At 53.6% G+C, this 24,819-nt stretch carries 22 protein-coding genes and 4 pseudogenes; 11 read left to right on the top strand and 15 right to left on the bottom strand.

Features of this window, described 5'->3' with window-relative positions:
• The 3 genes and pseudogenes from AMR74_RS13405 to AMR74_RS19425 all read right to left on the bottom strand — a co-directional run.
• Positions 1-379, bottom strand: a pseudogene (locus AMR74_RS13405) (IS6 family transposase); the annotation flags it as partial.
• 29 nt (positions 380-408) lie between these two features.
• Positions 409-783 (bottom strand): MarR family transcriptional regulator, encoded by a 375-nt coding sequence (locus tag AMR74_RS13400; RefSeq protein ID WP_053772555.1) that lies wholly within the window; start codon positions 781-783, stop codon positions 409-411.
• Positions 784-864: 81 nt separating this feature from the next.
• Complete coding sequence (locus AMR74_RS19425; protein ID WP_205625958.1) at positions 865-1,032, bottom strand: hypothetical protein; 168 nt, start codon at positions 1,030-1,032, stop codon at positions 865-867.
• 268 nt (positions 1,033-1,300) lie between these two features.
• Here AMR74_RS19425 and AMR74_RS17480 point away from each other — a divergent pair, with 268 nt between their 5' ends.
• From AMR74_RS17480 to AMR74_RS19420, 3 genes are all read left to right on the top strand, one after another.
• Positions 1,301-1,981, top strand: coding sequence for a nucleotidyltransferase domain-containing protein (locus AMR74_RS17480; RefSeq protein WP_077152335.1), 681 nt, complete (start codon positions 1,301-1,303; stop codon positions 1,979-1,981).
• A gap of 315 nt (positions 1,982-2,296) precedes the next feature.
• Complete coding sequence (locus AMR74_RS13385; RefSeq protein ID WP_053772553.1) at positions 2,297-3,547, top strand: RNA-guided endonuclease InsQ/TnpB family protein; 1,251 nt, start codon at positions 2,297-2,299, stop codon at positions 3,545-3,547.
• Between the two features lie 218 nt (positions 3,548-3,765).
• A complete protein-coding gene (locus AMR74_RS19420) occupies positions 3,766-3,927 on the top strand; it encodes a hypothetical protein (protein ID WP_199241383.1) in 162 nt (53 codons plus the stop codon).
• 66 nt (positions 3,928-3,993) lie between these two features.
• Here the strand turns inward: AMR74_RS19420 and AMR74_RS13380 are convergent, their stop codons facing one another.
• The 7 genes and pseudogenes from AMR74_RS13380 to AMR74_RS13355 all read right to left on the bottom strand — a co-directional run bounded on the left by AMR74_RS13380 (position 3,994) and on the right by AMR74_RS13355 (position 10,086).
• Entirely contained in the window at positions 3,994-4,326 is a 333-nt protein-coding gene (locus AMR74_RS13380) for a ribbon-helix-helix domain-containing protein (protein ID WP_053772552.1), read from the bottom strand.
• Positions 4,327-4,397: 71 nt separating this feature from the next.
• On the bottom strand, positions 4,398-5,051 hold the full coding sequence (locus AMR74_RS13375; RefSeq protein ID WP_053772551.1) for a hypothetical protein: 654 nt from the start codon (positions 5,049-5,051) through the stop codon (positions 4,398-4,400).
• Positions 5,044-5,283 (bottom strand): hypothetical protein, encoded by a 240-nt coding sequence (locus tag AMR74_RS13370; protein ID WP_053772550.1) that lies wholly within the window; start codon positions 5,281-5,283, stop codon positions 5,044-5,046. The genes AMR74_RS13375 and AMR74_RS13370 overlap by 8 nt, the downstream gene beginning before the upstream one ends.
• Positions 5,280-8,045, bottom strand: coding sequence for a helix-turn-helix transcriptional regulator (locus AMR74_RS19415; protein WP_053772549.1), 2,766 nt, complete (start codon positions 8,043-8,045; stop codon positions 5,280-5,282). Before AMR74_RS19415 ends, AMR74_RS13370 begins: the two co-directional genes overlap by 4 nt.
• A gap of 47 nt (positions 8,046-8,092) precedes the next feature.
• A complete protein-coding gene (locus AMR74_RS17465; RefSeq protein WP_077152333.1) occupies positions 8,093-8,569 on the bottom strand; it encodes a hypothetical protein in 477 nt (158 codons plus the stop codon).
• The gene (locus AMR74_RS13360) at positions 8,566-8,883 is read right to left on the bottom strand and encodes a PadR family transcriptional regulator (RefSeq protein ID WP_053772548.1); all 318 of its coding nucleotides are present in this window, start codon (positions 8,881-8,883) and stop codon (positions 8,566-8,568) included. Before AMR74_RS13360 ends, AMR74_RS17465 begins: the two co-directional genes overlap by 4 nt.
• Positions 8,876-10,086: pseudogene (locus AMR74_RS13355) on the bottom strand (cell division control protein Cdc6). Before AMR74_RS13355 ends, AMR74_RS13360 begins: the two are co-directional and overlap by 8 nt.
• 134 nt (positions 10,087-10,220) lie before the next feature.
• Between AMR74_RS13355 and AMR74_RS17460 the strand changes: the two are divergent.
• Positions 10,221-11,372, top strand: a complete 1,152-nt coding sequence (locus AMR74_RS17460) for a glycosyltransferase (RefSeq protein ID WP_077152332.1) — start codon at positions 10,221-10,223, stop codon at positions 11,370-11,372.
• A 35-nt stretch (positions 11,373-11,407) separates the two neighbouring features.
• On the opposite strand, the gene AMR74_RS17455 is transcribed toward AMR74_RS17460, so the two are convergent.
• Together AMR74_RS17455 and AMR74_RS17450 are read right to left on the bottom strand one after the other, a co-directional pair.
• Positions 11,408-12,772, bottom strand: a complete 1,365-nt coding sequence (locus AMR74_RS17455; protein WP_077152331.1) for a sulfatase-like hydrolase/transferase — start codon at positions 12,770-12,772, stop codon at positions 11,408-11,410.
• A gap of 85 nt (positions 12,773-12,857) precedes the next feature.
• The gene (locus AMR74_RS17450) at positions 12,858-13,961 is read right to left on the bottom strand and encodes a glycosyltransferase family 4 protein (protein ID WP_077152330.1); all 1,104 of its coding nucleotides are present in this window, start codon (positions 13,959-13,961) and stop codon (positions 12,858-12,860) included.
• A gap of 90 nt (positions 13,962-14,051) precedes the next feature.
• Between AMR74_RS17450 and AMR74_RS17445 the strand changes: the two genes are divergently transcribed.
• Positions 14,052-15,257 carry a glycosyltransferase gene (locus AMR74_RS17445; RefSeq protein ID WP_077152329.1) on the top strand — a complete coding sequence of 402 codons (1,206 nt, stop codon included), beginning with the start codon at positions 14,052-14,054 and terminating at the stop codon, positions 15,255-15,257.
• A 66-nt stretch (positions 15,258-15,323) separates the two neighbouring features.
• Entirely contained in the window at positions 15,324-16,793 is a 1,470-nt protein-coding gene (locus AMR74_RS17440) for a sulfatase-like hydrolase/transferase (RefSeq protein ID WP_077152328.1), read from the top strand.
• Between the two features lie 101 nt (positions 16,794-16,894).
• Here AMR74_RS17440 and AMR74_RS18215 read toward each other — a convergent pair whose 3' ends face one another.
• The gene (locus AMR74_RS18215) at positions 16,895-18,496 is read right to left on the bottom strand and encodes an O-antigen ligase family protein (RefSeq protein ID WP_167551921.1); all 1,602 of its coding nucleotides are present in this window, start codon (positions 18,494-18,496) and stop codon (positions 16,895-16,897) included.
• Positions 18,497-19,370: 874 nt separating this feature from the next.
• Between AMR74_RS18215 and AMR74_RS18210 the strand changes: the two genes are divergently transcribed.
• Positions 19,371-19,655, top strand: a complete 285-nt coding sequence (locus AMR74_RS18210; protein ID WP_053772543.1) for a hypothetical protein — start codon at positions 19,371-19,373, stop codon at positions 19,653-19,655.
• Here the strand turns inward: AMR74_RS18210 and AMR74_RS13325 are convergent.
• Positions 19,652-20,557, bottom strand: coding sequence for a hypothetical protein (locus AMR74_RS13325; protein WP_240471173.1), 906 nt, complete (start codon positions 20,555-20,557; stop codon positions 19,652-19,654). The two genes, AMR74_RS18210 and AMR74_RS13325, sit on opposite strands and share 4 nt — an antisense overlap.
• A gap of 271 nt (positions 20,558-20,828) precedes the next feature.
• Between AMR74_RS13325 and AMR74_RS13320 the strand changes: the two genes are divergently transcribed.
• The 4 genes and pseudogenes from AMR74_RS13320 (at position 20,829) to AMR74_RS17420 (ending at position 24,024) form a co-directional block, all read left to right on the top strand.
• A complete protein-coding gene (locus tag AMR74_RS13320) occupies positions 20,829-21,464 on the top strand; it encodes an IS6 family transposase (RefSeq protein WP_053772542.1) in 636 nt (211 codons plus the stop codon).
• Positions 21,465-21,469: 5 nt separating this feature from the next.
• Positions 21,470-21,844: pseudogene (locus AMR74_RS13315) on the top strand (IS6 family transposase); the annotation flags it as partial.
• A 12-nt stretch (positions 21,845-21,856) separates the two neighbouring features.
• Positions 21,857-22,438 carry a sulfatase/phosphatase domain-containing protein gene (locus tag AMR74_RS19950; RefSeq protein WP_139043010.1) on the top strand — a complete coding sequence of 194 codons (582 nt, stop codon included), beginning with the start codon at positions 21,857-21,859 and terminating at the stop codon, positions 22,436-22,438.
• 53 nt (positions 22,439-22,491) lie between these two features.
• On the top strand, positions 22,492-24,024 hold the full coding sequence (locus tag AMR74_RS17420; RefSeq protein WP_077152325.1) for a flippase: 1,533 nt from the start codon (positions 22,492-22,494) through the stop codon (positions 24,022-24,024).
• A 123-nt stretch (positions 24,025-24,147) separates the two neighbouring features.
• On the opposite strand, the pseudogene AMR74_RS18610 reads toward AMR74_RS17420, so the two are convergent.
• Positions 24,148-24,255 (bottom strand): annotated as a pseudogene (locus tag AMR74_RS18610) (IS5/IS1182 family transposase); the annotation flags it as partial.
• Positions 24,256-24,819 lie beyond the last annotated feature (564 nt).

Genomic DNA, 24,819 nt, shown 5'->3' with positions numbered 1-24,819 from the left:
TGAGAAACCATCGCGTTGTCTGTTTATTTGCGGTCGGATAGAGGCTCAAGTGAAGGATCTCGTTCGTCTGTGGATCAACCGCGGCGTACAGCCAGAACTTCTGGCCGTGGAGGCGGATCATCTTTTCGTCAACCGCGAGTTGATCCTCGGAGACGGTCGAGATCGGCTGTAGATCGGCCTTATGAACCCAGTTGTGGATCGCGACGTGACTTCGACTGATTCCAAACAGTTCAAGATGCTTACTTACCTCGCGCAGTGACATACCGGCTAAGTGACTGCGGATCCCTAGTTCAATCGCCCAGCGCGGCGTTCGATCTCGCTCCACAAACGACAAGTCGATCCACGTGATACGTTCGCTGAGGCGTTCGATTTCGGCCATAAGCACTCTGAAGTCGAGCGCCTCATCCTCTAAGTTAACGCGACCTCGACGCTTGGGTGAGATTCATCAGGTGCATGCTCGCGCCACGTCTCTTTGTTCTCCACACCTAGTTGATTGTTGAACAGGGCGGTCGCCCGCTCGTACCCGCTGTATCCTTCGAGGCGCTCTGTGTCATCAGTCACCGCCCAGTACGTCGCTTTGTGTTCGACCAGACTACGGTCTTTCAACCGTGAGAGTGCGGTGCTGACCGCCCCCTCGTCGACACCGATCTGGGAGGCGATTTCGCGTGGCTTGAATGCTCGATCTTCGTTTGTAGCGAGAAATCCGAGAACCTGATCCGGGATCGAAAGGCCCGCAAGCTCTTCCTTGCTCGTGTTTTCGAAGGTATCTCGGTCAATCGACATCGTTGGATAGGAATACGGTATCTATTGTAAAAGCGTTCGGCGTGAAACCTACGAAAATACTGAAAGCTTCGAAGAAGACCGTTATCCGAACTCGTAGTCGCTGTCGTAAGCGCTGACGTACTCGTCGTTGCCCGCTCGATCCGGCACGTAACACGGACCCTGCCCACCAGCGAAGAACACCGGCGCCTCGATGTCGAGGTCACTGTGTCGGTCCAACAGCTGTGGAATATCACCTCGAAATTCGCCCATGCGCGGCTCTCGGCGGGTGCAGAACGTTCCTCTCGGCGGACGATGTTCCGTGAGCGGTGGAAGCGACTCCTTGGTAAGGTCGTCGATAGTGAGGATTCGGACATCGAGCAGTTGAGCGAGAGACCATGCGGGAGTGGTCACGAAATATGTGCAATAGTCTCAGAAACGGTAGTCAGTCACGCAACTCCTGGATGAACGAGTGAGTTCAGGATAGCTGACTCGGAAGGCCACCCAAAGAGTTTTCATATCATACAATTAATTGCGTATTATGAAAAGTACGAACGTACTCCTCGATTTTCCATTCCCAGAGGAGCGGGTCTTCCGCTATCAGGCTATGCAAGATATTCTCCACCATCTCGTGAACAACCCATTCGAGGAGTTCACACAGCAGGAACTCGCGTCAATCACGGGCGCAGACATCTCGTCTGTTTCGCGCTCACTTACACTGCTTAAGAAACTCGGTGTGATTGCTGTGAGTGACCACAGACCTGCTCGAATTTCGATCGATACCGATCATCTTCAGCGACCAGATCCAGTTTTTTTGATACCACAGTCAAAGTTCCGTAAGCCAGTCAGGGCCTATCTCGACGAGCTTGAGACCCGTATTCAAGAGAGCGAAGAAATTACCGAACTCATTGGTGTCATTCTCTTCGGGAGTGTCGCTCGCGGAACAGCAGACCGTCGAAGTGATATTGACCTTCTTTTCATCGTTGATGGGGACCTCACCTACGGACGACGCATCTGTACGTCTCTTGCACGAGATATTGAAGACGAATCGTTTGACGGCCATCGGTACGAGTTCGAAGTTCTCGTTGAGACGCCAGAAACAGCGGTCTCACACGGATCTGAACTCGCAGATCTTTTCGATGAAGGGCTAGTTCTCACCACGTCTCCCCAACTTCAGGAGCTACGGCAAGATATCTATGCTCAGTCTCACGGAGGTGCGTAGAGATGCCGATCGATCACGACGACATCGAACCGCGGTTGTCGAATACACAGGACGCCTTCCACCGCGGTGGGCAGATATCCGAAGAGGGATTGGATGTCGCCAGTGCCGATCTCATCCAGCTCCGAAAGGCGTGCCGACTGCTCTCTGGGGCAGAACAATTGTGTGAAGACGGATACTATCTTTCTACGAGGAGAGAATCCCGGCGTTTACGCCGGGAGTGAATCCGACAACGGTGACACAGTCTCTCACCGATTACAGACTGGATATTCCACGCTCATCCACACCGTTAAGTAGGATTATCTACATAGGCTATGTATGGCGATTAAGGCCACACGCACCTACGTTGGTTCCATCAAGAACCACCAACAGGTCTGCGATGGCCTTGATTCGCTCGGAGACTCCGCCTCGAAAATTTGGAACGTCGCACGATGGACAGCCGACCGTATCTGGGACGCAACCGGCGAGATCCCGAACGGTAGTGTGCTGAAATCGTATATGAAGAATCAGCCGTGCTGGAAAGATTTGAACGCACAATCCAGTCAGAAAGTCATCGAAGAACTTTCTGACGCTTTCCAGTCATGGTTCGATCTGCGACACAAAGATGAGAAGGCGAATCCGCCCGGCTACCGCAAACACGGCGACAGCCGACCACGTTCCACGGTCACGTTCAAAGAAGACGGGTTCAAACACGACCCTGAGAACAACCGCGTCCGACTCTCAAAAGGCTCGAATCTGAAAGACCACTTCTCAGATTTCCTGCTTTGCGAATACCAGACTCGACCAGACGTTGATCTCTCGGAAGTCAACCGCGTACAGAACGTCCGGGCAGTCTGGAACGGTGACGAATGGAAACTCCACTTCGTCTGTAAGATCGAACTCGAAACAGCGGAGTCGACTGGCGACGGAGTGGCAGGGATCGACCTCGGCATCACAAACATCGCTACGGTCGCGTTCCCCGACGAATACGTGTTGTACCCCGGTAACTCGCTCAAAGAAGACAAACACTACTTCACCAGAGCTGAGTACGACACCGAGGGAGAGAATGGCCCGTCAGAGCAGTCGAGGTGGGCACGTCGGAAACTCTCCGAACGTGAGACACACTACTACCACACGCTGACGGACGCCATAATCACGGAGTGTGTCGAACGCGGTGTCGGCACGCTCGCGGTGAGTTGGCCTGAAGACGTGCGAGAATCTGACTGGGGGAAAACGGGGAACAAGAAACTACACTCGTGGGCGTTCGACCGCATCTACCAGTACCTCGAATACAAAGGCGAGATGCGGGGTGTGGAGGTGCTGAAAGAGAACGAATGGAACACCTCGAAAACGTGTTCCCGCTGTAGAGACGGCACGAAATCGAACCGCGTCGAACGTGGGCTGTACGTCTGCTCGTCGTGTGAGTTGGTAGCCAACGCGGATTGTAACGGAGCGGAGAATATACGCCAGAAGATAACTCCGAGTCCTCACGGCGAGGATAGGAGTAACGGCTGTGTGGCACAGCCATCGACACACTTGTTCGACCGCGAGAGCGGGACGTTTCACACGAGAGAACAGGTCGTGTCGTAGACCAGCAAATATCCCACCTGCGGCACGGGAAGCCTCGCCGTTTACGGCGAGGAGGATGTCACACACTCACAATCGAGGCTGCGTTCACCTCTATCGAACGCACACTGTTGTTCTGGTTGATCACGGAGGGTCACCACGATCCGTCCCAGCCGCCACAGTCGCACACGACCGCAATCAATCGAAGCGCAGATGTCGGCTTCATCACTGAGGAGGTTGCGATGGAACTCGAAGATCTTTGGAACGAAAATCGCGCTCATACGTACTATCAGGACGGGATGGCGACAAAAGAACGAGCGAATGCGATGCTTGCGCTTGCGGGCGATATTCACACACAGATTATCAACCTCGTTGGACAATCTCATGAATGTCTTTGTGCGTGAGTAATTCGGTTGCCTGTTCGTTAGTTCGCAGTGTCCCAAATACCCACAGATTCGTATCGAGGATCTTCACGACTCAGATCCGTACACTTGGGTGGCCGTTTCCTCACGGGCCTCTTCGACGGCCCGTTCAAGATCGTCCGTATCGACTTTCTCACCAAGTGCTGTGAGCTCGGCGTCGATATCGCCATCTGATTGGTGGCTCTGTTCAGCCTGCGCGAGCAGTTGCTCTAGTCGAAGGGCGATGATCGCTGTGTCGTCATTCAGTTCGCGAAGATGCGATCGGCAGGCTTCCTTGATGAACTCGCTTTTGTTGGTGTAAATTCCCGTTTCATCAAGAAACCGCTCAATCTCAGTGTCTAACTCAACCGGGAATTTGACACTGACGCTTGCGTACTTCATGGTAGTACGATCGTACTACAATTAAATAAGTCTGTGGCACCGATGAGGGTGTGAACCCTCAGCCTTCGCTGCTATCCGAACTCGTAGTCGCTGTCGTACGCGCTGACGTACGCGTCGTTGCCTGTTCTGTCCGGCACATAACACGGGCTTGTCCCTCCAGCGAAGAACACTGGCGCCTCAATATCGACGGTGCTCTGCCGGCTCACTATTGACGGGACGTGTTCACGGAGTTCGCTTACCGAGGGTTCTCGGCGGGTATGGAACGTTCCCACGGGTGGTCGATGCTCCGTGAGCGGCGGCAGCCCGTCTTTCTCGAGATCTTCGATGGTGAGGATGCGAACATCGAGCTGTTGGGCGAGCGTCCACGCCGAGGCGGTGACGCCCCTGGCCACGACGAGGACGGGCATTGCGCGAGCCAGTGCGGCCCGGTGGGAGATTGCGGCGACAGCGTCGCGACCGACGAGGGTTGTGTGCCAGTCTTTACACTCACCAATGATGAAGTCGTCCGGCTCGTTTCGTGGGGATTGTCGGCGCGCGAGGACGTCGGTTTCAAGCCCGAAGAGCTGCTCATTGCGGGCGGTGAGATACCCCCACGTTTCGAGTGCGTCAGCGAACTTTCCTTCGAGCCACCGGCCGTTCGTGGGGTCGTGGTCCGTGGGTGTCTCGCCGGGGTCGCGACCCCCGACTTCTGGGATCTCCTCGCGGTCTTTGGGGTCGTCACTCATTGGTGGCCTCCGCGTTGGCGGCGTCTGTGGCTGTCTGTTCGAGTGCGCTCGCAACTGTGTGCGCCTGTGTTGCTGTGAGAGTCACGTACGTCGTCCCCCACTGCCCGCTGAAGGCGAGTCTGACGACTGACGCATCGAACTCATCGCGGTCGATCTGGATTGTGGCCGACTTGTGGGTGACCGGGTGGTCGCGCGTGACCGTTGTTTCGAGATCGAGTGTCGGGGTTGTCATTGTGTTTCACCCCCTTGTTTCGAGTGGAGCGATGGTGTCTCGGTACGGTGGATTGTTGTGGGTTGGTGGGTGCCTCTCGGTGAGCTTGGGTGATCGGGGGCTATGCTGTCTGTGTTCATCGGACGGCTGGTGTCGTTGTACATGAGGTGTGGTGTGAACAGGGCTGTCCAGGCATGGGCGCTCTGTTGGCTGGCCCACCTGCTGGTGTGGCTGCACACGCGTTCTGTGGTAGTTGTCTGTCGGTGCGCCAACAGCGGGGTTGAGCGAACGTCTGCGGGAGTTGCGTCCGTGGTGGTCCACCGTCTGTGGCCGTTGCGGTGGACAGGTTGAACGCGTTCAAGCTCGCTGACGGCGGCGATTCGGCGATCGTAACTGCTCGCCGAGATGCCGGCTCGTTCGATGAGCTCAGCGCGGCCACACGGTTGGGTTGCTCGCAGGAGTGTGGCGTACAGTTTGGTCGCGGTGGGCGGCAGATCCGGCCGAAAGCGTGTCGACGAGCGGGTGGCCGCTGCGCGTTCGACCTCCGCAGGCGTCGGCGTCGGTGACTCGTTCAGCGCGCCCAAGAGGCTCGCCACGACGTCGTACGGACACGCTTGGTGGGTGTCCGCCGGGCTGAACGAGCGCAGACACAGCCGCACGAGCCGCTGTCGCTCGCGGGGTGTCCACTGCACGTCGTGGGTCATCGCAACTCTCTCTATTGCCCGCCGGATGGCGGGGTAGGTCGTCCCGTCGACGACCGGGATCTTGAGGGGTGGTGCGTGTTCGGTGCCGTCGGCGATTGTTTCTCGGACGTCGGAGAGTTCTCTTGTGAGTGCCGTGGTGATCTGCTCGCCGAGGTCTGTGACAGTCGGCCCGGCAAGCACCCACGACATGGTGAGATCCAACTGTGTATCGGGCGCAACCTCGTAGGGGAGTCGCCGGCGTAGCTTTGCGGGCCGGTCTTCGAACAGCATTCGGTAGCCTGCGTGAATCCCGTAGACAGACTGTTTCGGGACTGTCTTGGCGAGAAACGCACAGAGATCCCGGAGTTGGGTGGGGTTGCGTGTGAGTGCGTCAGTATCTGGGAGTCTGATGGTGGTCGTGAGCTCGAGGCCGGCTGCGTGATACAGCTGGGTGGCTGACGCGATCAGCCCGTGGAGATCTTCAAAGAGGGTGGCGCGGGCGGCGGTGTCGTCGCTGGCTGTGAGTTCAGCGACTTTCGCGAGGAGCCGATCTCGAACCGTCGTGATTCGTTTGCGCCACGCGCCGTAGGTGGTTTCGACATCGCTGTACCAGCCGACTTGGTGGCCACGGCGGAGGATGCGCTCGACGGGATACGCGTGGGTGTCGTCGTCGATCGCTTCGAATTCGTGGCCGAGTCGTGATGGAGAAAGGATCTTCGAGAGCGCTTTCTCGCTGAGTAAGGCACCCGCGAGACGTCCCAACGTTGCGAGGGGGCCACCCCACTGGAGCACGACGTGGGTTTGATCGTTGGTGTGGCTGAGGTACGCAACGCGGCCGTCGTCGAATGGGTGTGGGTGGGCATCGACGAGGGTGATGGCGTCGTCGTGGGCGACGGTGGTGAACCGCTCGTGGAGGTGGGTTTTGGTGTTCCTTGGGCCGGTAAGCCACTGGACGTACTCGGCGTCTGCGTCGGGGTCGCCAGTTGTCGCCACCCATTCGTCGGGTGTGAGTGTCTCCTCGTCCGAACGGCGGGGCGACACTGTACTTGTGGAACCTTGAGGGGTCCCAGTAAGACGCTCATCGAGTCGGCGCTGATTCGGGTGGATGAGGCCGTCGGTGTCGTCGAGACACTCGTGAACGGCCAGTTTGCCGAGGTCGGTGAGCTGGACCGTGTTGTGCTGGCCACGGCGGTCGACCGTGACCAACTCGCGGTCCTCGAGATCGAGGATATACCTACTAATGGTGCCGTCGGCGACGTCGATCGCGTGATCGGTGGTGAGATCTTGGTAGCTCCGGGCGTACTCGTGGTTGAGGTTTCCGAGGAGCCGACGTTTTCCCGGTTCGGTGTCGAGATCATAGATAGCCTTCCAGGCGGTCTCGACAGTTCGGGTGTGGTCGGTGTGGGGGGACCCATCCCGGCTAGCAGTAAGATCGAGGTGACACTCGATCCACTTTGGATACCGCTTCGCAAGGTGTCGGCGGACTCTGGGGGAGGCGACGACTCTAACGTCGAACCCATTAGCAAGAACGGCGATTGCCGCGAGTGCGCGGACGCCCGTGCGGCGGTCCGTAAGGGAGGTCCAGGCGTCGCCGTCTAACAAGAGGGTGAAGGTGGTCGGGTGGGCGTCGAGTTCGCGATGGAGTGCGACCGGCCCTTTCGCGAGCGCGCCGAGGTCGGCGTTAACTGGCCCGCGCCCCGTCCCGATGCTAGTGACTGTGTTGGTGAGGTCTGCGTGTCGCTGTTGGTGGTACGGACTGAGCGAACTGCTGGGGTCGTCTCCATAGGTGAGCGCGAGTGTCGTAATCGCGCGGGTGTACGCGACGGCTTCAGCGACGTCGTCGGTCCATGGTTCGTTCGTCTGATGCCACGCCGGCAGGATTTCGGCGAGGAGCTGGGAGCTCGTGTGCCACGGATCCGTGGCGGCGTGCTCGCGGATGGTTCGCTCAGTCTGTGGCCGGAGTTTGTCCAGGAGCGCTGGGACCCACTCGGTCAGCCGAGGCGAGACCGCTGGACAGGTGATCCCCTCGGTGGAGATCTCCGTGGCGTGGCTGACGAGCCGGACCCCTCGCTTGCGGGCCGCGGGCTGGCGTATTTTCATAGCCGATCACCTGCTGGTGATGGGCTGATGGGTCAGATCGGCCAGCATTACTCCGACCCCTCGCGTGGGGGGCCACCATCAGCACGGGCGTGTTCTCGAACCGCCGTGAGAAGCGGGGTTGGTTCTTCCTGTGGCGGGTGGGTTGGGTCTCGTGGTGTCGGAGCGTCTGGGTGGACATGTGGGTCGACGGTCGTCGTGGGACTCGTGGCGATGTCAGTTGGGTCGAGGAGGACGAACGTTGTCGATTGCGTTTGGGTGTTTGAACACGTCCCGATGTGGCCCGTGAGGACGTACTCGCGAACACCGCGGGTGAAGACGGTCGGGTGTTCGTGGACATCTGATCCACACATAATGTAGCCGATCGCGTACGCGGGCTCGCCGGCCGCCCGGTAGGCGTAGGCGGTGATGTCGTCGCCTTCCTGGAAGGGTTGGCCACAGACCTGACAGATTGGGCTGTTGGTGTTGAGCGTGATGCGCGTGAGTTGGGCGAGGTCTGCGGCTTGCGGGTCGTCGGGTTGCGTCATTCACGGCCTCCTGTAACGTTGTGAGTGCCGGCTTGCCACGCCTGGCGCGCGGAGAGTGCGTGGCGGGCCGACTCGGTTAGTCGGTACTCGCTCGTGTTGTGGGTTTGTACGGTGACAAGGTCGCGTTTGATGAGCTCCTCGAGGGTGTCACAGAGTCGAACTTTGTTGATACCGTCGGTGTAGTAGTCGGTGAGTGCGTGGTGGAGTCGGCTGCTCTCGCTGGGGCCAGTCTGCGAGAGTACCCAGAGCAGGTCGCGGTGGGTGGCTGAGAGACCGGCAAGCGAGATATGGTCGTTCTCGCCGGAGCTAGACATTGTGGCCCTCCTCGGTGTCCTCGTCGACGCTGCGTGTCGTAGCGCACGATGTACAGAGTGGGCCGTCGAAGGCAGCGTCGAGCCGGAGGGCGTCTTCCATCGCCTCGATCGCGCTCTCGAAGGGGACGTCCAGCTCGTAGCTGTAGTAGTTCCCCCGCGAGCCGCTTCGGTTCTCCTCGGCGGAGAGGATCCCGAGCATCCGGAGGTCTGAGAGGTGGCTGTGGACCGATCGCTGCGAGAGCGTGTCGACTCCCGACGAGTCACAGATTGCGGTGTACTCCTCGTACAGTTCTCGTGTGCGGCACGGCGTCTCCTGTTTGGCCGCCTTCGAAACGACCGCGAGCAGCGCGAGCCGACCGTGCGTGGTCAGATCCCGCATCCCCTCTTGAACCCGCTCTTGTTCGAGACGGGAGCGAGCGCGTTCGACGTGATCCTGTTCGATCCGGTCACAGTCTTCGTTTTCCGCGACCTCGCCGGCGAGTCGGAGGAGATCGATCGCCTGTGGAGCGCTCCCGCTGTCGTGGGCCGCGAGCGCGGCGCAGAACTCCAGCACGCCCGATTCGACCGCATCGTTGACGACCGCGACTTCGGCGCGGGACCGGAAGACGTTCTCAAGTTCAGGCGCGTCGTATGGCAGGAACTGGAGCTCCCGCTCACAGAGGGTGTCCTGAACGCGTGGGTCAAGTTGCTCGCGAAACGGCAAGTCGTTGCTGATGCCGACAAGGCCTACTGCGGTGTGTTTGAGGCTTCCGTTCGCCCGTGCCCGGGGAGAGTTCGTACAACAGCTCGTCACGGTTGCCTATCGAGTCGACCTCATCTACGACGATTGGGCCATCCCACTGAGGGCTTCGAACTCAAGGTAGAGCTTGGTAAACTCCGTCTGCTGTGGGTATCCCGTCGAGTTGATCTCTTCCCCTCGCCGACGGATCGGAGCTCATTCACACGTTCGACGGCCACCTAGTACGAGAAGTCCAGCGTACAGTTCAGCGAAACGACGAAGAGTCCACGTCGTCGTACTCTTCGACATCTCGGAGTCGCCAGAGGAGGCAGTTGGTGACCTCCGTCTTGGCGGCCCGGGTGTTCCCAGAGCTAGATGTTGTCCGGGTCCCGACTGTTGACGACCGGCTGATGCGTCTGTATGAACTCCTTGATCTCCTTGTCATTTTCTCCTATCATCTCGGGCTGATATGCTCCACCAAGCATTCCATTCTAATACAGTCAAAATTGAAAGAAGAGTGCGCAATCATCCTGTTTTGTTTCTAAATTCGTCTCAACATTCCGGCGCGCGTAACCCAGATTTTAATGCGGATCCCAGTTGCTAGTTTAGCTTATACCGAATGGATATTCTTCAACTCAACAAGTTCTATTATCCCGAAATCGGAGGAATCGAGCAGGTCGTTCGAGCGCTTGCCGAGGGAATGTCCCAGCGGGGTCACACAAGTCGGGTGCTCGTATCGACGCCTCAAGGACAGGGATCTCACGACTCGATTGCGGGCGTGCCGATAACGCGTACCTCCAGCCTCGGTGTGGCAAAATCTGTACCGCTTTCCCCGACATTTCCCGTCAGATTGTATCAGGCGAGTCGCAATGTGGATGTGATTCACCACCATCTCCCAAACCCGCTGAGTGTCATATCACATCTCACTACGCCAAGAACAGATGCCAAAACTGTTGTGACGTATCACAGTGACATCGTTCGTCAACAGACCGCACTCAAGTTCTATCGCCCATTCCTGAATCAATTCCTCGAATCAGTCGATCATATTTTTGTCACGTCACCCCGTCTATTGGATCAGTCAACTCAACTCCAAGCCTACCGTCAAAAATCGTCTGTTGTTCCGCTTTCGATCCGTCTTGAACAGTATCAACCGGGTGAGACAGAGGAAATCGAGATTTCCGTGGATCATGAACGCCCGACGCTGTTGTTCGTCGGACGGCTGAACTATTATAAAGGGGTTGAGTATCTTATTGATGCGATGCGGTCAATCGACGCAGATCTCATCATTGTGGGTGACGGTGAACGCCGCGAAAATCTTGAAGAACGCGCCCAAAACCTCGAAATTGGCAACCGCGTGTTTTTTACTGGACACATTAACGAATCCCAACTCCACGCTTGTTATGACCGCGCAGACCTGTTTGTGCTTCCATCGGTTGAGCCGAGTGAAGCCTTCGGTATTGTTCAGTTGGAGGCAATGGCGTATCACACTCCAGTAGTTAACACTGACCTCCCGACAGGTGTACCCTGGGTGAGTCTCGATGGCGAAACAGGGCGGACTGTTCCGCCAGGCGAAGCTGGCGAACTCGCCAGCGCAATTAGTGAATTACTTGACGATGATGAGGTGCGAGCTGTGTATGGTAAGCAGGCACGTGAACGGGTGGAGAATCTGTTTACTCGGGAACAGATGCTCAATACGATGGAGTCCCGATACCAAGCCATTATAGAAGGGAAAGCAGATCAACTATCCGAATGTTCATCTGGAAAAGTGTAAGCGATCAACGCGGGTGAGGCCGGTTAGCACGCCCGTCATTGATAGCCGAGATTTTCTAAGCGATCTTCAACGACAGCATCAACTTCGCTTTGATCGTCAGCAGTACGATCAACAGCTTGTGTACGACTTATGTGTTGGTGTAACCGCTCATTAAGCCGCTCACGAACGTCTGGAAGTTCTTTCTGTACGTGTGTACGTTCTTCGGGATCATCAAAAAGATCAAACAAACGCCGTGTTTTAACAGTACTGTCTGGAGTAGTCTCAACGTGATACTTATATCGTTTTGTTCGGATCGCAAATCGGCCCACGCCAACATCATCAGATTCTCCGTGGGTTTCAGCAAAAGCCGCCGGCTCGTTGCTGGCCTGTTCGGCATCCGATGATTTGGCAGTTGACCGTGTTGAGTCCGCAGAGGATTCAGACTTATCTATTAGTGGGCTACCCTCAAATTCTCCCGGAATATCACGATCAATTATTTGAAGAATTGTTGGCCCAATATCGATGTTTTCTACTGGCTGTGTGAGATGAGTTGATGACCCCTCTGGGGTGAGTATTAATAAAGGAACGTGAATAAGTTCCTCATAGAGTTGGCGGGGGTGACCGTAGATTCCGTGCTCTCCAAACGTGTCTCCGTGGTCCGCGGTCACGATAACTACTGATGAATCAAGCAGTCCACGGGCTTCTAACTCGTCGATGAACGATCCAATCGCTTTGTCCGTGTATCGAATCTCTGCGTCATACAAGTCGATTAGTGCCTTGCGCTCCTCCTCGGAGATTGTCTCTGGTTCGTCAACGGTGCGTCGCCACAGCTTCTTCGCCTCACGGCGACCGAGTGTTTCATCACGGAATAACCGCTGAGCGTTGTCTGGAGGCTGGTACGGCCCATGTGGATCCATATAGTGGAGCCAGAGAAATCGCCGATCAGCCGTCGTCGTGTCGATCCAATTCAGCCCTTTCGCGTTCAGGTCTTCTGCGCGAGTGTACGGCTGAAGCTGAAAGTGGTTGATTGCTCGGTGTAGAAAAGTGAGTATTCGATTCTTTGCAAGAGGGAGTCCGTCATCGAACGTATCGAAGCCACGGTCGAACCCGTATGCTCTAGAAAGGTATGGATTTGAGTGAAATCCAGCAGTTGTGAACCCAGCATCTGCGAGTTCTGTCGTAATTGTTGGACGGCTGTCTGGGACAGGACCGACCTCTCCCAGCTGGAACGGGTACGCAGAATAAAACAGAGATGGCATCGATTCTCGCGTATGTGAACTCTGAGCGATAGCAGCTTGACACTGAATACCCCGCTCAGAAAACTCGTCAAGGTAAGGCGTAGTGTTTCGGTCGTAACCGAGAAATCCGACGTGTTTGGCTCCAAGGGCGTCAACGGTCAGCAAAAAAATGTTATCTACCATGTGCCTTCACCTCGCAATGTTCCGCCCTGATAAATGAATACATCGGTTGTTCCAATCTATTTAGCGTGATCCGATATGATCGACATCAGTCAGCATAAGTGTCTAGCGTTTGTCGGTAGATGGAGACCATCTTTTCAGCGGTTGACATCCAAGTAAACCTTGTAGCGCGCTCTCGCCCAGATTCAATAAGACTTCTCCGAAAAGAGCTATTGGTCGCAATCTGTTCGATACCCGAACTAATAGCGTCCACGTCTGTCGGATCAACGAGAACAGCGGCGTTGCCCGCGATCTCAGCCATCGCCCCTCTGTCAGACGTGAGAACCGGTGTCCCGCAATCCATCGCTTCGATAATCGGAAGACCAAATCCCTCGTACAATGACGGAAATAGAAGTGCCGTTGAATTATGATAGAGCCAATTGCGTTTCTCATCAGAAACGAATCCAAGCGTGTGTACATTATCGATAGGGGGGCGGTCGATCGCAGCGAAAACATCCCGCTGTGACCCAGCGATGACAAGTGGTAGAGGATTATCAACTCGATCCCGGTACTGTGCGTACGCGTCAAGTAACCGGGTAATGTTTTTTCGGGGATTAATCGATCCAACAAACAAAAGATACGACCCTTGCTCAACATCCGCAACACACTCTGTTGCGTGTTCTGGAATTGGTGTGAGGCCATTGTAGACGCTTGAGACGGATCCGCTTATCCAAGGATACGTCGCGGTGATCTCTGACTTTGAGAAATTCGAAATCGTAACAACATGGTTAGCACTCTTGAGCGCGAGGGGAGTTAAGACACGATATAATGTTGCGTACCGCCGTGAAAACCATTCTGGGTGGGTAATCGGGGAGATATCGTGAACGGTTACCACTGTCGGGATGTCGGCAAGAATTGGCGAGACGCCAGCCGTAGAGTGACAAAGATCAACATTATGATGGCGCAATACACGCGGTAACGTGACCTGCTCCCAGAACTGTGCTCGGAGACCACTTGCGGCTGGCGGAGAACACTTTGCGTTCTCGATACAATTATATTCTCGAAGTTCAGGCGGCAGTGTATCGACGCCAAAGACAAGATAGCTAATTTCATCGTCGCGGTTTGCGAGTGCGACTAAGAGTTCTCTGGTATACCGGCTGACGCCCGCCGGTTCCGGCTTCGAGAGCACGCGGGCGTTGATTGCGACGTACATCTGCTCAATACAGTGATTTTTCTAGAGCCGACAAGTAAGTGTCTACTCCGAGACGCAGGACTAATTATGTCACCCTGATATTTTCTCTTAATGGCCGATGTCTGCTTAGTTAACGCACAATTTCCGCCCGACACCCAAGGCGGAGCAGAAAACTACGTGCTTCGAGCAGCACATGGTCTTGATCGCCGCGGTTACGACGTCGCAATCATCACCTCGAAACCATACGACGGGGTGAGTTCGTTGCGACCGACAAAGGAGACGTACGAGGGAATATCTGTCTGGCGATTCTATCCGCCGAATCTTTCACACCTGAGCAACAGCACCGGCAACAACGTGGTTGAGAAAGCGGTCTGGCGGGGAATCGATCTAGCTAACATTCCCGCTGCCCGTACAGTCGGCTCAGTACTCGATCGGCTGGATCCCAAAATTGTCCACACGAACAATCTCTTTGGCATCTCGACTCTCGTCGGCCGCGCCGTCCAGCGGCGCGACATCCGCCACGTTCACACGCTTCACGACTACGGACTGATCTGCCCGAAGAGTAATATGCTCCGAGACCTGACGGCCACCGACGATGAGCGCACAGTCTGTGAGGATCCCCCGATGCCGTGTCGGGCCTACGCCAAACAACGCCAGATGACGCTCGGTACTCCTGATATTGTTACTGCGCCGAGCCAGCATGTCATCGATGTTCACCGCGACCACGGCTTCTTTCAGGGGGTGAACACCCAGCGAGTTCGCCTCGGCATTGACGGCGTCAAAGACGACCCACCGCCGATCACCGACAGTAAATCGGTACTCTACGTCGGACAGCATACCGAAGCCAAAGGGTTGGAGACGCTCTTTGTGGCCGCCGAACAGCTCCCCGACGTGACCTTTCACGTCTGCGGGACGGGGCCGTACGCCGAGCGAACCGAAGAGGTGGCCGCAAAACAAGAGAACGTGGAGTACCATGGCTTCGTCTCTGAGGATACGTTAGCGGACCTTCGTAAGACGGCCGCCGCCGGTATTGTCCCCTCGATCTGGATGGAAAACTCGCCGATGACGATATACGAGAGCTATGCTGTCGGCCTGCCGATGATCGGAAGTAATATTGGTGGAATTCCGGAACTGATCGATCCTGGTGAGACCGGGTATCTGTTCGAGCCAAAAGACTCCGATGGGCTGGCCCAAGCAATTCAGCGATTGTTCGATGACAATCGGATGGCGTTCCAGCGTCGTGCGCTGGAGTGGGCAAATGAACACACTATGAGCGCTCACGTCAATCGCTTGCTCGATCAGGTGTACGGGCTATAGCGTATTGGTACGACAGACTTCGCCTGGACAACAGACATATACTATCGTGCCGACCTGTATTCCCGTATGTCGAAACCGCACGTGTTCATGCTTATCGGCGATTGTCTCCGCGCCACAAGTTTGACTCCCGATACTGCTCCTTTTATTTCGGCACGTTCGAAAATCGAATTCACTCACTGTTATTCGCCGAGCACGTGGACGCGACCGTCACACGCGTCACTTTACAGCCAGCAGACGCCGGTGGATCACGGGGTGACTCGTCGAGGCGATGTGCTCGATGACCGACAAGCGAGACTGCCCACACAGGTCTTAAAAGAAGGTTACCGCACAGCACTGTTTAGCGAAAATCCAACGTTTAGCACACAGACTGGCTTTAATCGAGGTATCGGCTATGTCGACGATAGCATCCATCGGAAACCGTTCGTTTCCCCGTTCTCACCTGACGCTCACGTTGACAGCATCAATCTCGATTCTGCGATAGCGCTCCTCCGTGAGATTGGGTCTCGTCCGCACAAAGTGGCGAACGCTGCGAACCTCGTCTATGGTTTCGCTGCCGAACTCTCCGGTGACAGTGATATCGATTACCCACATCATGGAGAGCGCGTGCTCGATCATCTCCAGACGTTTATTTCGCGTAACGCCGAGCAGCCGCTATTCTGTCTCACAAACCTGTTAGATACACATAATCCTCACCATGCGCCGCCGGAAGTCGGAGCGAAAAAACTCGGATTATCCGTTCCGAATCATGAGCGTCGTGCCCTTGCCGCCGCAAACGACGACCGACTCTACATGCTCGAGAATGCCGAGTTGCCAGAAAAGACACGCGCTCTGTTTGATTCGTGGGACGAGGTCTTCGCCCGTCGTAAGGAGATCTACGATACACAGATTCGATATTTCGATCACCTTGTGAAACAATGGACCAAAGCGGTCCAACGGCGAGTGCTCGAGGAGTCGCTGGTTGTAGTCACTGGCGATCACGGCCAACTGTTCGGCGCTGAAGGACAACTGGGACATCAGGTGTCGTTACATCCGCACGGGATTCACGTTCCGCTGTACGTCTTTCCGCCGGCATCGTGGGAAACGGGGGTAGAAGTCACTACGCCGGTGTCGTGGATCGGGTTGTCGCACGGGCTAAGTAGTGTCGTGAACGGGTCGGTGACCGGAACTGAGGGGTTCGTTGACGCAGTACTCGAAAGGAGTCAGAGCGATGGACGGGTCGTTGTCGCCGTCGATGGTCCGACGTGGGACGTTACAGAACTGCGGGAGCGTTACGATGACGAAGCGGTAGATGACGTGTGTGTTCGCAAAGTCGGATTCATTACCGATGAGTCGATGACCGTCTACGAGTCTCACTGGGACGAGACTGATGTTAGAAAAGTTGTATACGGGCTTGTGGATGGTTCGCGTGAGTTCCGAGACGAGCAGGCGAATGCGCTGCCAGACGACGACCGGTATACAGAATGGCTTCAAGCCGGTGAGGAAGTGGGACTGGACGCCGAGACTTCTTTACGGCTGGAGAAACTTGGGTATTTGTGAGTACATTTTGTCTATGCCTAACTCTTTCCGGCAGGTATTGTATAAACAATACATGGTAAACCAGGCGTATTGCCTTCCAAGTAACGCATGAGAGGTATGTGTTAATCCATTAGCCACCGCACGGCAGACGCGAACTGCCGTTGAAATCGAGGCCGTACTGATTCTGTCATCTCGCTAAGACGCTCAGGTATCGATTCAATAATCTTGAGAGAGGTTGAATGGTTGATCGCGCTGATGAGTTGGGAGTGTGTCCACGCGTCCGCCCAAATATCATCGTCAGGCGGGTTATCCCGGAGATACTTCCCTGTAATGATGCCAAGTATTCCGAATACGGAGGTCATTGTCACAGGTCGTAGGTACTGTGGCTGTAACAATTGTAGTGAAAAGAATCCAATCAGTCCAACAAGCAAGCCAAGCCACACTGGACTGTCCTCAGTTTTAGCGATGGTCCAAACACGGAGTAGAACGATCATGATCCCGCCGAACAACAATATGGCACCGACGATACCCGTCTCGGCTAACACACCAATATACATATTATGTATCATGTTCTGCTTATCAGCGTAGGCAAGGGCGATGTAATTGTAATTCGCTCCCCCGAGTCCGGTAAGCGGGTACTGGAGAAAAATATCAATTCCTCCAACATACTGGTGAATACGGATGCCGAGATTTTCTGTGCTGAATCCGGGAATGTTGATTGACTGAATTGTCGCTTGTCCAAGCTCCGGATCAAGAAACACGGGGTCGTACTCTACGTTGGAATTGAATCGTGTGTATTGCCAAACTGTAGCCGCAGTTATTATTAATGATATCACAGATATCAGTTGAATACGTAGACGGCTTTGGTTCCATACATCGGATATCGCATCGCCACGAGACCAGATTACATCGGTATACCACCATCCAAATACTGCTAGACAAGTATACAAGCTGACCAATAATGCTCCGCGAGCGGCGTCCCAAGCAGTAAGCTGTAGGATGAAGGCCAACCAAACAGTTCCCACCAGCGAAAAAATGCGAGGCACACGATCAGAAAAAATATATGAAAAAACGACTGGTATCGCGATAATAACAAGCGACGCAAAAGCAGAGCCACCGGTAAACCCGCCGATATACGGGCCTGTTGGGAGTGGGCCAAAAGTAGCAACAACGCGTGTATTAAATCCAAGCACAGTCAATCCCTCAATCGGCCCAGTAATCGCCTGAAAGGTTGCGACAATAGCGTGCCCTAGAATAGTGAGTATCACCACTCCAAGTGCTTTAGATGCTTCAATCCAACCGGAACTAACTGAACGAGCGATAACTATGAAAGCAGCAACGTACCGAGCCACGTGAACAGAGTACCAGACCATTACATCGGATCGCGGGCCAGGAGCAGCGACAATGAGTACAGTAACCCAAGTTACGTAGAAGAGAAAGAAGATGTGTTCTCTACCGATTTCCTGTCGACGCCAACTACGGAGTGAAATAGCACCGAGGATTATCAATGCTCCATCCACGACGAATATAATCGATCCAATGGTTACACCGTCTGGTTGCGGTCCAAGCGGAACGTTTGCTCCGACAGTCATCAGTACAAGTATCGCGACAGTGAGAGCAGAATGAGTGTCGTCGTTTGAAATCGCAATGCTACCGTATACTCCAACTACAGCGAACAAACCAGAGAGAAGAGCTAGTGTGAGTGGCACGCCGACTGTAGACATGCTTAGTCCAAAAACAGGGGTAATAAAAAGAGACCCTATGATTAATCCTATTGCGTACGCATACGTTCGTTGTGTATCATTCATTAGGAGTAGATCTTCGCGGAGTTAAATAGTTCTCACGCTAATAGTTTTCAGATATGTAATTGTTGGATATAAGTCTGTATTTTACCATTATATAGCAACTACATATAACTCTCGAAACCCCAATATTGATTTAGTCATGAGATATTTGTCTGATAATGAATGTCGCTAAATGGGCTCTTGAATCTGTATCGCGAATCAGAACTCATGGCTTTGAGGGAGTCAGAGAATCGATTAGGCCAGTATATCATAAATTCCTCCAAGGTGTTTCTCGGGTTCAGGATCGTGGCATCCCAATCTACGATCATGACTGGGACTTGCTAATCGTCGTTGACGCCTGTCGATTCGATCTCATGTGCGAAGTCGCATCCGACTACGAGTATATTAGCGATGTTAGTCAGTCTCGTTCGCTCGACAGCATGACGCTCCTGTGGATGCAAAAAAATTTTCTTTCGATGTACGGCACAGAAATGTCCGAGACAGCATACGTCTGTGGGAACCCGTTCTCGAAGCAGGCCCTTGATGAGGACGACTTCGACGTGCTTGACGAGGTATGGAAATACGTGTGGGAAAATCCAGGGACAGTTCCGCCGCGAGCGATTACTGATCGAACTATCGCAACAGCTCAAGAACACCAACCCGACCGCCTGATCGCTCACTACATGCAGCCGCACTGTCCGTTCATTTCGCGTCCGAATTTAACACAAGGAAAACGGCTCGACAAGTTTGGAAATCAAGACTGGGACGACGTCTGGCAGAAACTCCGCGCTGGAAAAATATCACGTGAGGAAGTTTGGAGTGGCTATCGGGAAACCTCAGGCTCGCTCTTGATGAGATCGAACTCTTGTTGGAGAACGTAGAGGCTGAGACAGTCGTGATCACCTCCGATCACGGCAACGCACTCGGCGAGTGGTTGGTGTATGGCCACCCACCAACGATGCCGATGGACTGCCTTCGGGTCGTGCCGTGGATCGAGACAACCGCTGCCGATCGTGGAGAGTACGAACCGGAGATTGAGCCAGGCGTAGACCACGAGACTGACCGCGAGGAGCAGCTCGCCGCGCTAGGATACGTTTAGGTCATGTAGCCGAGATTCCTGAGCTGTTCTTCGAGCGCTTCGTCTTTTGTGTCGTCTCGCTCCACCGGTTCTTCGGAGACGATCTCTCTTCGCTCACCGTTCTGATGAACGAGCCACGGTACCTCGACAAGTTCGTCAACGTAGACGCCGTTTGGGTGTCCGTACGCACGTAGTGGGAGCGGTGAGAGCCGTTCGCCAAGAAGTTCTCCATGATCGGCGCTTACCACCGTTTTGCCGTGTAGTTTCTCAAGCAGTCGCTCCGCTTCATCGAGAACGAAATCAAGGTTTTCTCGATAGGCTCGGTCAAGTCTATCATCTGTTAGGTCATACTTTGCCGACACCTCTTTGAGTGTCGCTGTCGGGTCAAAGTGCTCCTTGCCAGTCGGGCCAATAAATGGATAATGTGGCTGAACGTAGTGGACAAGTAGGCGCTTGTTCGGGTATTCTTCCGCGGCGCTGAGTGCGTGTTCGGTGACTGTTTCGGGCGGTACGATAGTATTTTCTTCACCAACCAGGGTATCGTCCCGCCAAACATCGATGTACGCGTGGACTTCGGCCCCGATCTCGTCTGCGACCTTGCGATAGTTCGGATTTGCGGAAACATAGACCACGTCATGGAGCTGTCGGTCTGTGAAGTTGGCACCCACCCATTCCCGTGTGGCCGACGCTCGTGAGATTCGTGTACTGAGCGTTCCGTCGAGATCCGACTGATCGGCAAAATAATCGTACCGACAGGCATCGAGGATTAGGAGATTATCCCAGTCTTGTGTGAAGATATCGATTCCATCAGCGTTATATTCGTCAGAATTGCGGATGGTGTAGAACAGACGATTCACGTGGTAGGCGGTAAGTTGGCGGAAAGAAGTTTTCCTATTGAGGAGTCGACTGATTACGCTTGTCATGCTGGACGATATGGAAGACGAGTGTAAATAGTGTTGTTACACCTGTTTGGTATTGTTTTGATCCACGAATGTGTCATTTATATACCGGTTCCACTCCGCCGATCCGCACTCGGCATGAATAACTCTGTCGCGCACATATCACAACTCAAGAAGATTAAACACATAACATTCTTTGAAATATTAGGTGCCGCTATTTAAGTTTCAGTACTATTCCCAGGACGGTGTTCAGATAAGGTTTGAAAGGTGAGGCGGTGCGTTTTCAAAGTGATTCATGCCCGAAAACGACCGCCTCAGCGGCTGTTTAGACGAGATCAACTTAGAGTTTGTGGAGCGAGAAGCAACACCGCGGTTGTTGATGAAGCTCAGTATTCAGCTCCACCTTGCTGGATTATCGCTTTCGAATACTGTTTCGTTTCTTGAGATATTCGGTGTTGATCGGGTTCGATCCACTGTTCATAACTGGGTCCACAAGGCCGATCTACAGCCGGAATCTGGTCGGAGACCGAATCACGTCGCGGTCGATGAAACTGTGATTCAGCTTGACGATGAACGCTATTGGCTGTACGCTGCCGTCGATCCCGATTCAAACGATTTACTTCACACAAAGCTTGAGCCGACAAGAACGAACGTGATCGCAGATCAGTTTTTCGCGGAACTCCGCGAAAAACACGACGTGGATGACGTGATCTTTCTCGTTGATGGTGCGGTTCCACTTCACCGAGCATGTGAAAAACATGACCTCGACTTCAGACACGAACGACATGGAAATCGGAATAGCGTCGAACGTGTCTTTCGTGAGGTAAAACGCAGAACTACCAGCTTTTCAAACTGTTTCAGCAACGTCGAAGTAGAAACTGCTGACGAGTGGCTGAGATCGTTCGCTTTCGCATGGAATCAGCTTATCTGAACACAAGGCTCCACGGCCAGAAGTTCTGGCTGTACGGCGCGGTTGATCCACAGACGAATGAAATCCTTCACGTGAGCCTCTATCCAACCGTAAATAAACAGACGACGCGATGGTTTCTCACCGAGCTTCACTGGCGCTATCAGCTCGATAACGTCGAATTTCTCGTCGATGACGCAGACTATCTTGGACTAGTACTCGCTGAAGACGGCTATCGATTTCAAATCATTCGACATGGAAATCGGAACGCTATCGAACGTGTCTTTTGGGGGATAGAACGACGAACATCATCATTTGCGAATAGTTTTAGCAATGTCGCGTTAGAGACAGCTCAAAACTGGCTTGAAGCCTTCGCCGTCTACCACAATTCACGTCAAACTTAACGCGAGAGAAATCTGCTCAGTGATACTGTTATTATCCTTGTCGGCGATCACGATGAGAACATTAGGGACCACGAACTGATCGATCACCAATATTGGCTGTACGAGACGCTTCTCCACGTACCGTTGATCATTCGGTATCCCGCCGTATTTGATTCTGGTACGACAGAGGCGCTTGTCGAAACGCGGGCGCTTTATGAGACGGTAGCCGATCTTGCGGGACTTGATTCAGTAGACGCAGACACAGCATCGTCGCTCATTTCAAACGACAGTCAAGAGTATACTTCGCCACAGCTATCAGTAGACAAGCTTGATGACGAGTACAGTCCCCTTGACCCCGCCATCTGGAGATACGACAGAGCACTTCGGTCTGTTCGGTCCGGCCGTTGGAAATTAATTGAGGCATCGGATGAAAAAAAAACTGAATTTTATGATCTACAGGCTGATCTAGACGAGTCTGAGTCGACCAATCAAGAAGATGTACAAGTAGCATTACAACAGGTTCTCACAGATCGCCGAGGACCGATGGAGTCTACTGATTCGGAATCCGTTGATATTCGTTCAACAAGTAAGAAGTGGCTACAAGACCTAGGGTAGATATGATCTGTCCACCGATTATGCTACTCCTGAGCACCAGTATTTGATAGTACATGAGTTCAATTGATGATGCCCTTGGTGGCTTGGCTAAGAGCGCGGTAATCGTTTTTTTTGGTACAGTGGCCGGACGTGCTCTTGGGTTACTGGGTCAAATATTCATCGTCAGGTCGCTTGATCCAACCTCATTTGGACACATTGCGCTGGCGTATACCGTCATATCAACATCTGGAGGACTTGGGCTTTTAGGAATTCACGAGGGTGTAACGCGGCTGCTATCCTCAGAACGCACACAGCAGTATCAGCATCGTGTCCTTAGAAGTGGGTATCTACTCACATTAGGCGGGAGTTTCGTACTAATGATTATTTTGTACGTGTTCAGATTTCAGCTTTCTATTTATTTAAATAACGATCAATTGCCAAGGCTCATAGTGTTGTTTTTTCCTTATATAATAGCCTATTCTATTGCGCGAGTGTCATTTGGTGCTCTTCGATCTTATAAGCGCTCGGGCGCCGCAGTTGTAACCCGTGATTTAGGCCCTCGTATTGGCGGTATTTTGATTTTCGGTGCGCTTGCGTACGTGGGTCAGGCGTACTTTGGCGCCATCGTCTACTGGGTAAGTGTTCCTCTGATCATGGCCATTCTTTCCGGGTATTATCTCTCACAAGAACTCTCCATATCACATGTTGTTTTTCGTTTGCCCAATCTTAAGACCACACGTGATCTATTAATGTTTTCGTGGCCCCTTGCGGTTGGTGCCTCATTTTTTCTTTTACTCTCAAATATTGACGTTCTAATGATAAGTTACTTTTTACAGCCGCGATCTGTTGGTCTGTATCGGGCAATCCAACCACTTCGTCAAGTAACAACTTTCGTCCTTGTAGCGTTCACTTTTCTCTTTTTGCCGCTCGCAACAGAATTCTTTGATGACGGAAATCTTAATGATTTGGACCGTCTTTACACGGTAACGACAAAGTGGATAGTGATCACAACGTTTCCTTTTGTGCTTGTATTCACGCTATTTGCTCCAAGCATTATTACTTCGTTCTTTGGGACAGAGTATACTGCTGCTGCGCCTGCGCTCGCAGTATTGACAGGGGGATTGTTCGTTCGTACGATTGTGGGTCTAAATGGCGATATGACGAAGGCGATTGATCGACCCAGAATCGAACTGTACTCTGTAGTCGTCGCGGTTGTCGTTAATATATTTTGTAATATATTTCTTATTCCACGGTATGGTATCGTCGGTGCCGCGCTTGGAACCGCTATTGGCTACGCAGTCTACAACGGAATTGAACTCGTCGGTATCTATCTAGCTGTTGAGAGCCATCCATTCTCTATGGACAGTATCAAGCCGCTGGTGCCGACATTTCTATTTGCGCTTGGAGTAAGACAGTTTGTTCATGGAGAGAACATATCTTTCGTCATGTTACTTGGTATTGGTATTGGTATTTCCTGTGTCCAAGCTATTTCTCTCGTCTTGACCCGTAGTGTTAGTCAAAGTGATATTGTTTTATTTGAGCGATTTGAGGAGCGAACGGGTTTTGATTTGAGCTGGATTAAATCGGTGTTGCGAACATACGTATAGACAATTGTAACTGTTAAAATAGCGCCTAATCGCATCATATGTGTATACCTCATAATTCTCACTCAGATTTCTTTAAATTGGTCACACCTAGTTGCCTAGTTAATATAATAGATTTCTTATATTTTTCAGGCGATCGAACGATTTGTAGATCATGTTGTAGTCTGGGGAATCGTCCCGATCTAAGTCGAGTGCGTCACGAATCTCGGTCATACGCTTCAGACGATTCGGCGAATACACGACTGAAGGTCGATTGCGGCCCCCTCGGGCTCATCACCACTCCCACCCCACCATCTCAAGTGTTCTCCCCGGGGCAGGGTGGAACGCATTCTGCTGAGGCTCCACCGTGTTGAGTGTTCGAACGAGATGCTCCGGGGACTATCTGAACGGACCCCGACCGAATCCCCCGGTCACGTGAACCGTGTCGCCACGCTTTTTTGAAGCGCGATAGTGCCGGAGTCTCGAACCACGTCCCCAACGATACCGAGGTCGACGTCGAACTCGTACTGACAACGTCGGCCCCTCCGGGCGGGCAGTAGGAGGGACACACCGTATGCCGAGTGAAACGGAGAGATGAAACCCCGATAAAATCGTCGTCACACACGTCGTGCCGAGTGACACCTGCCGAAACAGTAAAACGCAGTCAACATGACCCGCTCCGGTTAGAACGATACCCCAACCAGACTCTAGGCTCGCAGGCACACCTCCCACCGAGTGAGTTCCCGCGACAGGAGCAATCTAGCCGGTGGACGAGGAGATCGTCGTCACGGTGAGCCGTTCGGCGACGTCTTCCGCGCC

Origin of the sequence: Halorubrum tropicale, assembly GCF_001280455.1 — an archaeon.
Taxonomy (GTDB): Archaea; Halobacteriota; Halobacteria; order Halobacteriales; family Haloferacaceae; genus Halorubrum; species Halorubrum tropicale.
This window is presented reverse-complemented; position numbering and strand designations above follow the sequence as displayed.